Annotated in this window: 11 protein-coding genes; 7 read left to right on the top strand and 4 right to left on the bottom strand. The window is 43.2% G+C overall.

Annotated features, from left to right (window positions below; genetic code table 11):
- Nucleotides 1-18: 18 nt before the first annotated feature.
- On the top strand, nt 19-390 hold the full coding sequence (locus B151_RS0106360; RefSeq protein WP_020402777.1) for a carboxymuconolactone decarboxylase family protein: 372 nt from the start codon (nt 19-21) through the stop codon (nt 388-390).
- Here B151_RS0106360 and B151_RS0106355 read toward each other — a convergent pair.
- On the bottom strand, nt 387-1,196 hold the full coding sequence (locus tag B151_RS0106355; protein WP_020402776.1) for an SDR family oxidoreductase: 810 nt from the start codon (nt 1,194-1,196) through the stop codon (nt 387-389). The genes B151_RS0106360 and B151_RS0106355 overlap by 4 nt on opposite strands.
- Before the next feature lie 63 nt (nt 1,197-1,259).
- Between B151_RS0106355 and hemH the strand changes: the two genes are divergently transcribed.
- Complete coding sequence (gene hemH / locus B151_RS0106350; RefSeq protein WP_020402775.1) at nt 1,260-2,324, top strand: ferrochelatase; 1,065 nt, start codon at nt 1,260-1,262, stop codon at nt 2,322-2,324.
- Between the two features lie 63 nt (nt 2,325-2,387).
- Nucleotides 2,388-3,713, top strand: a complete 1,326-nt coding sequence (gene hemG, locus B151_RS0106345) for a protoporphyrinogen oxidase (RefSeq protein ID WP_020402774.1) — start codon at nt 2,388-2,390, stop codon at nt 3,711-3,713.
- Here hemG and B151_RS18120 read toward each other — a convergent pair.
- Nucleotides 3,710-4,708 carry an endonuclease/exonuclease/phosphatase family protein gene (locus B151_RS18120; protein WP_020402773.1) on the bottom strand — a complete coding sequence of 333 codons (999 nt, stop codon included), beginning with the start codon at nt 4,706-4,708 and terminating at the stop codon, nt 3,710-3,712. The two genes, hemG and B151_RS18120, sit on opposite strands and share 4 nt — an antisense overlap.
- Before the next feature lie 141 nt (nt 4,709-4,849).
- Here B151_RS18120 and B151_RS0106335 point away from each other — a divergent pair, with 141 nt between their 5' ends.
- From B151_RS0106335 to B151_RS0106320, 4 genes are all read left to right on the top strand, one after another.
- Nucleotides 4,850-6,145 (top strand): MFS transporter, encoded by a 1,296-nt coding sequence (locus B151_RS0106335; protein WP_157470706.1) that lies wholly within the window; start codon nt 4,850-4,852, stop codon nt 6,143-6,145.
- A 142-nt stretch (nt 6,146-6,287) separates the two neighbouring features.
- A complete protein-coding gene (locus B151_RS0106330) occupies nt 6,288-6,464 on the top strand; it encodes a hypothetical protein (protein WP_020402771.1) in 177 nt (58 codons plus the stop codon).
- 89 nt (nt 6,465-6,553) lie between these two features.
- Nucleotides 6,554-7,063 carry a PH domain-containing protein gene (locus B151_RS0106325; RefSeq protein ID WP_020402770.1) on the top strand — a complete coding sequence of 170 codons (510 nt, stop codon included), beginning with the start codon at nt 6,554-6,556 and terminating at the stop codon, nt 7,061-7,063.
- On the top strand, nt 7,056-8,552 hold the full coding sequence (locus tag B151_RS0106320; protein ID WP_020402769.1) for a PH domain-containing protein: 1,497 nt from the start codon (nt 7,056-7,058) through the stop codon (nt 8,550-8,552). Before B151_RS0106325 ends, B151_RS0106320 begins: the two co-directional genes overlap by 8 nt.
- Before the next feature lie 21 nt (nt 8,553-8,573).
- On the opposite strand, the gene B151_RS0106315 is transcribed toward B151_RS0106320, so the two are convergent.
- Nucleotides 8,574-10,334: a sensor histidine kinase gene (locus B151_RS0106315; RefSeq protein ID WP_020402768.1), complete on the bottom strand. Its 1,761-nt coding sequence runs from the start codon at nt 10,332-10,334 to the stop codon at nt 8,574-8,576.
- An 83-nt stretch (nt 10,335-10,417) separates the two neighbouring features.
- Entirely contained in the window at nt 10,418-12,094 is a 1,677-nt protein-coding gene (ettA, locus tag B151_RS0106310) for an energy-dependent translational throttle protein EttA (protein WP_026166524.1), read from the bottom strand.
- Nucleotides 12,095-12,150: the final 56 nt, after the last annotated feature.

Below are 12,150 nucleotides of genomic sequence, written 5' to 3'. Positions count from 1 at the left end.
ATATTAAGATTCATAAAGATGGAAAATTATAAAAACCGGTTAGAACAATTCAGAGCAGAGCGAGAGATCCAAAACGAAAAAGTAATGGACCTGGATCATTTGGGGATCAAGCGCTTTTTCAATATGGATACCAATACGTATCGGGACGGGGCGCTTCCCAAGCAAACGAAAGAGCTACTGGGATTGGTAGCTTCGGCCGTACTTCGCTGCAACGACTGCATTGACTATCACCTGGAGCAGTGCGCTAAAACCGGCTCCACCAAAGCCGAGATCGTGGATGCGCTGAATGTGGCTCTGATCGTGGGTGGGAGTATTGTGATTCCTCATTTACGTCACGCTACCGAAACGCTGGAGTTTTTGGAGGAAGAGGGGAGTTTAGAAGCAGATTAATCCTTTTGGTAGGAAAGTGGGTCTTCATGCACAAAATGAAATCCAGTATTTAAGATCTTCTTTGAAGAAACCTCTTTCCCATCTTCGCCGCCGGATTCAAATTCCGGTTTTTCCATTCTGAGTCGGGCCGCGATGGTCGTGTAAATTTCTTTCTTTTTGGGGTGAACCGGAGCACAGACGTTAAAGATATCTCCGCGAATTTCCTTTTCAATTACAAACTCAGTGGCTGCGATCACATCCTCACGGTGGACTAAATTCACCGGGGCATTTCCGTCTTTGATCCCAGTTCTACCGGCCAGATATTTTACGGGATGACGATCTTCCCCATACAATCCCGAGAGCCGAAGAATAACAGAATCCCGTAAAACAGCTCGCAACTCCCCTTCTGCGGCTACGATCGCATTCTCATTTTTGGTGTCAGGCTGAACCGATTCTTCGGTCACAACGCCGGTTGCATTTCCATAGGCACTGCTGGAACTATACATGATCACTTGTACGTTTGCATCTTTCCAAAGCTGAGCAAGCTGACGGATTGCAAAAGGATATTCGCTTCGATCACCGCCACGACCCGGTGAGATGGAGATGACGACCGTATTCACTTCCGGAAGTGTGAGGGACGAAAGATCGGCAACAGGAAGTTCAAGCTTAACCGGTTTGATGTTGTGGTTCTCAAGATCCGAAAAATTGGATTCAGATCTCGTTGTACCGTAAACATTGTAGCCTTTTTGGCTGAGGTCTTGTCCTAATTTCTTGCCAACCCATCCGCAGCCAACAATCAGTATCGACCCTTTTTTATTTGAATTCATTGTATCTTCACATTAATCGAAGTTATTGCAAAACTGTAGAGTAAACATAGACTAAAATCAGGCATGGAACAATCAAAAACAGGCATTTTATTGGTAAACCTTGGATCTCCCGACAGCTATGAGCCGGCTGATCTGAAAGTATATTTGAGAGAATTTTTAACGGACAAGCGTGTCATTGATTTTCCAACACCACTTCGTAAGGCGCTTGTAGAAGGAATCATTCTTCCCATTCGTCCCAAAGAGTCAGCCGAAGCCTACGAGTTGATTTGGTGGGATGAAGGATCTCCTTTGATTGTAATTACCCAGCGAGTGATTGATAAACTTCAAAAGAAATTAGGAGATCATGTGCCTATTGAAATGGGCATGCGTTATGGAAATCCTTCCATTGAAGCTGGTTTTGATGCACTCATGGAGAAAAACCCTGATCTGGAACGCGTATTCTTAATTCCATTGTATCCACAGTACGCGATGTCGACTACGGAAACCGTGATCGAGAAAGCCAAAGAAGTGTGGCGCGGAAAATATCCAAGTCTGGATGTACAATTCAAAGATGCATTTTATGATGATCCGCTTTACATCAAGGCGTTGGGGGAAAGTATGCGTTCTACTTTAGAAGAGCATGATGATATCGACCATTTGCTGTTCTCATACCATGGCGTGCCTGAGCGACACATCAAAAAGCGGGATATCACCGGCGATCATTGCCTGAAGTGTGAAGATTGCTGTAACGTGAATTCCCCGGCGCATACATTCTGCTATCGCCACCAGGATATCAAGACCACTCAAAATGTGGCGGAATATCTGGATCTGGATAACAAAGATTTCAACTATAGCGTGGCTTTTCAATCCAAATTGGGTATCGATCCCTGGCTGACTCCGGCCACCGATGCAGAGCTCGTACGCCTGGCTGAAGAAGGCGTGAAAAAAGTAGCGGTGGCTTGTCCGGCTTTTATCTCTGATTGTATAGAGACGCTGGAAGAGATCGGAATACGAGGAAAGGAAGATTTTGTGGAAGCCGGTGGCGAAGACCTGATTCTCATTCCTTGCGTCAACGACCATGATCTATGGATCGATGCCCTCGAGCACTGGTGCGCAGATATGCTGAAGCCGGAAGAAGCTGTTGCGTAAGTTCAATCAATAAAACTCAGTGTTGCTCAGTGAACTCTGTGGTAAAAGTTAGGGATTAAAGTGATGAAGGAAATATTGATTCTGGGTGGAGGAATTTCTGGATTGGCTACCGCCTGGAATCTCCATAAAGCCGGAATTCCCTTTAAGCTCATTGAAAAGCAATCTATGGTTGGGGGGGTGATATCCTCTGAAATTAGAGAAGAAAGCGTACTCGATTTTGGACCCAATTCTCTGCGCGACCGGGATGGTTCTATACGACAGTTGGCCAAAGAAGTCGGATTGGAAGATGAGATCGTGCAGATCTCTGAAGCGTTCAAAACACGCTACATTGTTCGCGACCGACAGCTTCAGGCGCTCACACCATCTCCTAAAACGCTATTTACAACTAAAGTAATTTCAGCAAAAGGAAAGCTGCGAGCGTTAGCCGAACCCTTCATCACCAAAGGAACATTCAATGATGAAAGCGTGGGTGCTTTTCTGGAACGGAGAATTGGAAAAGAAGCGGTTGAATATTTAGTAGACCCGGTTTTTTCGGGAATTTATGCCGGAGATATTTACCAAATCAGCAAAAAAGAAATTCTCCCAAAACTGGTCGAAAATGAGCAGCAATTTGGTTCTATCATGATGGGCGCACTTCGGTCTAAGAAAGAAGAATCCGAGATAAAACCGATGGTGCTGACCTTCAAAAAAGGCATTCAGCAGCTGACCAACGCCATAGCTGAAAAAATCTCTGACTACATTTTAAATGAGGAAGTGATTGGAGTTAAAAGATCCGGGAATATATTTGAAATACGAACTTCAGAGGGAGTCCACCGGGCTGAAAAGGTGATTTCATGTCTCCCTGCTTACAGTTTAGCCTCGGTGCTGGATGGATTTGTCCCCACACTTTCCAAAACTCTTCGAAGAATCGAGTATGCCCCGATGCTTTCTACACAGGTTATGTTCAAATCGGAGGATATCAGGTTACCCCGATCCGGATTTGGGTTTCTCATCCCAAGGAAAGAGAATATTCGTTTGCTGGGAGCTATCTGGAAATCCAGCATCTTTCCGGAACTTAGCAAGGATAGATATTTCCACTGTACGCTAATGACCGGTGGCGCTCACGATCGCGATATTTTATCCGATGATATTCAAAAGGTTGAGGAGCAGATCATGGCTGAATTTTCTGAGCTGATGGAAACTTCAGCGGAACCGGAATTTGTGAAATCCCGATTATGGAAGAAAGCCATTCCGCAATTTCATGTAGGGTATGAAACGGTTCACCAAAAAATGAAAGAAGCCGAGAAAGAATATCAGGGCTTATATATTGGAGGTAATTTTCGCTGGGGCGTTTCGGTGCCTGATTGTGTGAAAAGCGCGAAGAAAGTTGTTCAGGAAATACAAAACTAATTTTCTACGGGGATAATTTTGATGGTCATCGGTAAATGATCGGCTGCCTGATTCATAGAATCAGGTGAGAAATAATAATTTACTTTCACTGAGCCGTTTACCACTTCCTTTATCATATTGGTATTAGGAAGAATGTGATCAATCCTCCAAAAAGCAGAATCTGCAGGATGAGAAAAGATCTCAGTTTCAGCAAGTGGATCAATAAATTCTATGTCAGTTCCTTCACCAAGAAAAAGCTCCATTTCGGGACTTTCGGGCGTGCCGTTGAAGTCGCCTACGGCTAAAATATTAGCATCCGGGTTTTGTTTAAGAAGTTGATCGTAATGATAGCGAAGCAAATTCATTTGTCCCATTCGCCAGCTCTCATTGCGCTCTCCACGACCGGCTTTCAGGTGGACCCCGGTTAGGAAAAAGTGGTACTCCGGATTCACCAAAATCTCTGCAGTCCACATTCGGTTATTAATGAATGTTTGGGATTCAGGATTTCCCGCCTCATCCAATTGTCCCGGGATGGGAGTATTAGATGTAGCATAGCTGTGAAAAAGCCCAAGCGGAACGCGACTCATCATCACTACATTCATATACCAGTCGCTGCTTTCATGCCCGGAAAAAATTTGATAACCAAGTTCCGGAAAATACTCTTCTGCGAATTGCTGCGCATAGCTATCACTTTCAAACTCCTGAAGAACAACAACATCCGCATTCGCTCGCTTTATGACATCAGACACCAGTTCTCTTCTTTCATCCATGTTTTGAGGTGGATTATTTTCTCGGTCATTGTCGATATATGGATTGTCGAATTCATCTACGAAGTGCTCAACATTCCAGGAAAGTATAGTCAGGGTGTCAAACTTTGTATAGGTATACCAATTTGGTTGAGCAAATACATCAGAGTATGTTGCAGATGGATTTGATTGATCAGCAAGTTCAGTGGAAGAGGAACATCCTCCAAAAACTAAAAGAGACAGGAGAGAAAGTGAAAAAGTGAATTTCATGGTCAAATCTGGTTTTTTATCAAGTTACATTCAGAAAAATTAACAAACCGTTAAGCCCGGTTTATAGTGCTATCCATCATTTAATTTTGCTTTCCCGCCTTCAAAACCGATATTCGGGCACACTTTCATTAAATGAACCGAATGAGTAAAGAATCTTCAAGGGGCAATGGTTTATTCGCCTGGGCCATGTACGACTGGGCCAACTCTGCCTATTTTGTGATGATCCAAACCTTTGTGTTTGCCGCCTATTTTGCCCAATCTATCGCCGAAAATGAAACTACAGGCACGGCTCTCTGGGGAAACATGATCGGACTGGCAGGATTTATTTTGGCGATATCAGCTCCTTTTTTGGGCTCTATCGCAGATGAAGGGGGACGAAGAAAACCCTGGATCGGTTTTTTTACCATTATGTGTGTGTTTGGATGCAGCATGCTTTGGTTTGCCGAGCCGAGTACTGATTTCATTTGGTTTGCTTTGATTATGGCGTTCATAGCTACCCTTGGAGCTGAGCTCTCCTTTATTTTCTACAATGCGATGCTACCTGATCTTACAACTAGCCTGACGATAGGAAAATGGTCGGGCTGGGGCTGGGCAATGGGATACGCCGGGGGCCTCTTTTGCCTGATCATCGGTTATTTTGGCTTTGTTGAATATGGTGCCGAATGGTTTGGATTGAATGAGGAATCGTTACAAAACGTAAGGATCACTTTTCTTTTTACCGGGATTTGGTATGCTTTGTTCAGCCTTCCCTTGTTTTTAAAAACACCGGATGTGCCTTCTAAAAATAAGAAAATAGCCGAAGCGGTATCTGATGGTTTGAGAGAGTTAAAAAATGGGATCAGGCTTCTCAAAAAAGAACCAAATATCTGGAAGTTTCTGCTTGCCAGGATCTTTTATAATGATGGACTTGCTACCATTTTTGCCATGGGAGGTGTTTATGCAGCCGGAACGTTTGGATTTGATACAGGGCAGATCTTTATGTTTGGAATCGCGCTCAATATCACTGCAGGTATTGGTGCTTTTGGTTTTTCATGGGTGGATGATATCAGTGGGAGTAAAAAGACGATCATATGGTCGTTGACCGGTTTGGTCATCCCCGTTTTTGCAGTCCTCTTTGTGGAGTCTGAAACCTGGTTTTGGGTGTGGGGATTGCTGCTTGGAATCTTCGTGGGGCCGGTGCAAGCATCCAGCCGAACCTTTATGGGTAGAATATCCCCTCAAAACAAGCGAAATCAAATGTTTGGGTTGTTTGCATTATCCGGGAAACTTACCACTTTTGCCGGCCCATTGATGGTAGGATGGATCACCCTTCTAATGGACAGTCAGAGGTGGGGGATGGCATCCATTTTGTTACTGTTGATCGTTGGGCTTGGGCTGATGTTCAGCGTAGACGAAATACAGGGAACTTCGAAGGAAAAAGTGCCTTTAACACAGTGACAAAGAAAACCATACATTTAATTACTTATTTATTAAATTAACGCAGATTTTAATACTGTTTAGTAAATACAGTTCTCATTTAAAAGCGGGTGTTGAATTTAGTAGATGCCCTTAATCAAAACTAAATTTAGGAGTACAACATATGAGTAGAATGGACGATATCAACAACGTAGTAGAAGAATTACAAGTTGACATGCAGAAGTTTTATGAGAAAGGTAATAAAGCTGCCGGTACACGTGCCCGCAAGCATCTCATGACCCTGAAAAATCTTGCACACGAAATTCGTCAGGAAATTCAGGCCAAGAAGAACGCTATGTAATTTCCGCTTCTACAACGGATTTTAAAAAAGCCACCTTTGTGTGGCTTTTTTTATTTTTGAGTGTTTCCATTTTTAACGAATATTGAAATATGATCTCAGAACCGGCTAACAGAATTCACAATAATGCCATCAAAGCCTGGACCGTCAATGCATTACTTTACGGGATAGCTTGGTTTTTGCCTTCCGGTTTTTTTCTGGCGATCTCGATTGGACAAAACGCAGGTTCTGCACTCGCATGGTATCAGGGAGTAGATTGGATCTTGTTCTCCGTCCTTTTCCTTGCCGGTTTGTTTTTCTATCTGACCATAGCAATCGTGTTTCCAAAATTGAGGTGGAAGCGCTGGAAGTATGATATCTCCGAAAAGGAGATCGATATGTTGCGGGGCATATTCATCAAAAAAAGGACGCTGGTGCCCATCAACCGCGTTCAGCATGTAGATACCCGCCAAGGCCCGGTGTACAGGAAATTTGGGTTGTCCTCGGTGACGATTTCAACAGCTGCTACCACGCATGAAATTCCTGCCCTGGATGATGAAACCGCGGATAAAGTAAGAGATACGATCTCAAATCTGGTAAGAAAGGTAAAAGGGGATGTCTGAATTTAAGCGCCAACATCCGATCGCAGCGGTAAGCAAAGTTATTGACCTTATCCGGCAGAATTTCATAACCATTCTGATCCTGATATTTATCGGAACCTCGAATACTGAAGGCTATTTCCTTTATTTTCTTGGAGGGGGTTTTGCGGTAGCTCTTATCGGGGGGCTTTTTGGATGGTGGGTATTTCGTTACCGTGTTCATCAGGATGAGTTGCAGATCGAGAAAGGGGTGTTCGTAAAGAACAAGATATATATGTCCAAAGATCGCATTCAGGTGATTGACATTACCGAAGGGTTGCTGCAACGTATGTTTGGTTTGGTACAGCTGGAGGTTAAAACGGCAGGGGGAGGTACAGAATCGGCAACCATTAGTGCTATAACGAGGGAAGAAGCTGAAAATCTGCGTACTGAATTACGTAAGAAACATACGGGGGATCAAGACCATCCGGATCAAAATGGCGATCAACCGAACAGACAGGCCGGGGATAAAGAGGAAGAAATTTTAGCAAGTTGGAAACTATCCAAGAGAGACCTTGTGGCTGCAGCTTTTACGTCAGGTAACTTTGGATTGATTGCTTCTATTTTAGGGGCTATATCCGGGCAGTTAGATGAATTCATAAATGAGGAAAGCATAGAGTACATGTATGAAATGCTTCCGGGATACAGCAATGTAACAATGATCGTAGCAGTGGTTCTGGGAATTATCCTTATATCGTGGACCCTTTCCTTTTTGGGGGTCATCTTCAATTATTCTGATTTTAAATTAGAGAAGACTACCAAAGAACTCATCATTTCAACAGGCCTGATAGAAAGGAAACACATTACGGTTCCTTTTGACCGGATACAGGCGGTTCGATTTGTGGAAGGTATTTTTCGACAACCACTGGGGTATGGAATGATGTATCTTGAAAGTGCCGGATTTGATCAAAGCCAGAAGGGTAGATCTATTGTGATAGCCCCCTATATTTCCAAACATGATGTAACTGCTTTCTTAAAGGATTACATCGATATTGACCATGATCCTGAAGAAAAGATAAAGCCCCCTGCAAAAGCCCTGTTCCGGTATATCAGGCGGCCCAATTACTTATTATTGATAGCAATCCCGGTTTTATGGTTTTTGCTGGATTATGGCTGGTTAGCAGTTGTACTGATTCCGATGATGGGCTATCTGGGCTGGAAGAGATATAAGGATGCATTTATTTCGTTCGATCAAGAACTTCTGGAATTGCGTTACCGGGTAGTTTCAAGAACCACCGCTTTTATAAAAAGGAAACGCATTCAGCATATCAAGTTGACGCAAAATCCATTTCAGGTACGAAAAGAACTGTTAAACCTGCATGCTATGGTCGCTTCAGGTGCCGGAGGGTTAAACCTGGAAGTTGCTGACCTGGATGAGCACGATTGTTACAGGGTTTTCAATTGGATCACTTCCGGTGAGGTCACTAAACCTTTAAACGATGGGAGAACCAAAGAGAAAATAGAAGAGGCTTAGCTTAGGCTTTGCTTCGAATGGTTAGCTGTGGTCATCTGCCAAAGAAAAGCGGATGGTGAATCGGGTCCAAATATCATCCTGTTCCATTTCAATAGTGCCGTTTATTCTTTTAACAAGCAAATCAATGAGGGTCATTCCAAGAGAATCGTGTTGGGAGAAATCAAGGTTTTCATCCATTTTATTCCCATCACTTTTAATTTCCATTTGTATCTGATTGTTAACTTCACTGGCAGAAATGATCAGCCTGCCTGTTTCTTTACCTTTGAAAGAATGTTTGAAGGCATTATTGATGAGCTCGTTGAGCATTAAACCAATAGGTATCGCTTCGTTGATAGAAACAGAGACCGGAATGATGTCGTGTTGGATATCTATGGACTGTTTGTCTGAAGTGTAGGTGTTTTCAATTTCTTCTACCAGTTCCGATATATAGATATCCAGGGAGGTGTCTGCCAGGTTCTTGGATTTGTAAAGTTTCTCATGAACTTTAGCAATGGATTTGATCCGCAGCTGGCTTTCACTAAGCATTTCTTTTACCTCGTCAGCAACCCCATCTTTTTGAAGTTCCAGTAAACTGGAGATGATGGAAAGGTTGTTTTTTACTCGGTGATGGATCTCTTTGAGTAAAACTTCTTTTTCCTGAAGGGACTTACGGATCTTTTCCTCTTGTTCTTTTCGGTAAGAGATGTCTCTTACGGTTCCCACAATAGCTTCCGGTTCTCCATTTCCGTTTCTAACCATGGTGCGGGTATTACTCACCCACTTCCAATTGCCGTCACTGTCTTTTAGCCGATATTCAAGGGTTGACAGAAACTCACGGTCTTCAACCGATTCGTAGCGATCCACCACTTTCTGGATTCTCTCCTTATCCTCAGGGTGCATTTTGCTCATAATGAATTTTATCCCGCCTTCAGAGAATTCATTGGTGTCATATCCTAACATGGTTTCCAGGGCAGGACTTACATACTCATATTTTTGGGAATTAACATTCATCTTGAAAAGCACATCCCGCGAATTATCGAGGACGTTGCGGAACTTTTCTTCGGTTTCCTGAAGTGTTGCGGTCCAAATATTTGTGCTGTTATAGAAGCGGGTGGTAAGCCATACACCAATAGTTATGATGAACAATCCAAGTACAATTGTAGTCCATTTCACGACTTGATTTACTGATCGAGCCATACTGTCCATAGAATCTGAGAATCGAAGTTCCAAGTCAGTAAGTTCGTGATCGAGCCGGATCAATTCATCCAGCCATACTTCCTTTTGCTGCTGAGAAATGTCACCTTTTTGAATTTCCCGGTGGATGGTCTCACCGAAAGAGATCAGTTCATCGATCTTATCATCGCCGGTTTCCCATACTTCTATAGCTTGCTTTACAGGCCCGAAATTTTGAAAAAGGTTGAATATCCGGATCATGTGAGGGATGTCGTCCGGATGATTTAGTCCTTGCCGGTACGCTTCAAAGGCCACATCATAATCGTAATCCTGCTTTTTAAGCTCTTCTCTTCCCATACGATCCCCCATAATGACCCGAAAAACCCGTTTAAAATTATTAAAATCCTCCTCTTCTTCGGTAGAAATATAGTGACTTAAGTGTATAACGGATTCTTTCTGAGCTTTTGTCCAGTGGCCTTCACCCCCAACATATCCTCTTAGTCCGGAAGCAAAGCTAACGGCAAGAGTTACGGAAATAATGAGCAGTACAGCGCAAATAAAAGCAAAAATAAAAAGCGTTAGGATCTTGCGATCGACATCTACTCCATGCTGCTCAATTGAATTTTTCATAGATGATCTTTTGATAAGCGGGTCGCTTTCTAATTCAGGTATACCTCTTTATCACTAATTATTAAATTAGTAAAAATTTGTAATCATCGCATAAGCTTTTTGTATTTAATGCGATGGGGTTGGTCATCTGAAATTCCGAGACGTTCTTTTTTGTTTTCCTCATATTCCTGGAAGTTGCCCTCAAACCAGTAAACCTGGCTATTTCCTTCAAAGGCTAAAATATGGGTGGCAATACGGTCGAGGAACCAGCGATCGTGGGAGATAACAACGGCACAACCGGCAAAGTTGAGAAGCGCCTCTTCAAGTGCACGTAAAGTATTTACGTCAAGGTCGTTTGTAGGTTCATCTAAAAGTAATACATTGGCACCTTCCTTCAGCATTTTAGCTAAATGAACCCGGTTGCGTTCACCACCTGAGAGTTCAGTCACTTTCTTTTGCTGATCACTTCCGCTGAAGTTAAAACGGGCCACATAAGCGCGTGAGTTCACTTCACGATTGCCAAGCTTAACGATATCATGGCCGCCCGAAATCTCTTCCCAAATAGTTTTATCAGGATCCAGCGGTCGTTTCTGATCTATGTATCCAAGTTTTACGGTGTCTCCAAGGGAAAAAGTTCCTTTATCGGGTTGTTCCTCACCGGTAATCATCTTGAATAGAGTGGTTTTACCAGCTCCGTTAGGACCAATGATCCCCACAATTCCGCCGGGAGGCAGTTGGAAATTCATATCTTCGATCAGCAAACGATCTTCAAATCCTTTAGATACGTGATCGGCTACGATCACCTTGTCTCCCAAACGGGGCCCGGCAGGAATAAAGATCTCCATATCGTCTCTTCTTTTTTCGTGCTCCTCGGAAAGCATTTCTTCGTATTTATTGATCCGGGCTTTACTTTTTGCACGCCTGCCTTTAGGATTTTGGCGAATCCATTCAAGTTCCTGCTTCAAAGTTTTCTGTCGCTTGGATTCTTCTTTCTCTTCTTGAGCAAGTCGTTTCGATTTTTGATCCAGCCACGCACTATAGTTGCCTTCAAAAGGAATTCCTTCGCCTCGATCTAATTCCAGGATCCACCCGGCTACGTTATCCAGAAAGTACCGATCATGAGTTACAGCAATTACGGTCCCTTCATATCGTGCTAGGTGCTGTTCAAGCCAAAGCACCGATTCGGCATCGAGGTGGTTAGTAGGCTCATCCAGTAATAGTACGTCCGGTTTTTTGAGCAAAAGCCGGCATAGTGCAACCCGTCGGGCTTCTCCTCCTGAAAGTACATTTACAGGAGTATCACCGGGAGGGCAACGGAGAGCATCCATGGCTTGTTCCAGCTTACTGTCAATATCCCATGCATCGATCCGGTCGATCTTTTCCTGCAGCTTCGATTGTTTTTCAATGAGTTTATCAAAGTCAGCATCAGGATCGCTAAATGCAGCATTTACTGCTTCATATTCTTTGATCAGATCCATAGTCTCCTGAACACCTTCCTCTACGATCTCCTTCACGGTTTTAGAAGAATCAAGTTGAGGTTCCTGAGACAAGTATCCAAAGCTGATCCCTTTTTGTACACTAATATCGCCCTGGTAGTTTTGGTCTTCTCCGGCAATGATCTTAAGCAGGGTAGATTTTCCGGCACCATTCAACCCAAGCACCCCGATCTTGGCTCCATAGAAAAAGGACAGGTAGATATCTTTTAATACAGTTTTGTTGGGTTTATAGGTTTTGGAAACCCCAACCATGGAAAAAATAATTTTATTGTCGCTCACTGTAATTTGATTTTATTTAAAAATGAGATCAGTCAATAAAGTTACGAAATGGAAGCTGATAT

This window comes from Gracilimonas tropica DSM 19535 (assembly GCF_000375425.1).
Classification (GTDB): Bacteria; Bacteroidota; Rhodothermia; order Balneolales; family Balneolaceae; genus Gracilimonas; species Gracilimonas tropica.
The sequence above is the reverse complement of the archived record's forward strand: the minus strand, read 5'-3'. Positions and strand labels throughout refer to the sequence as shown.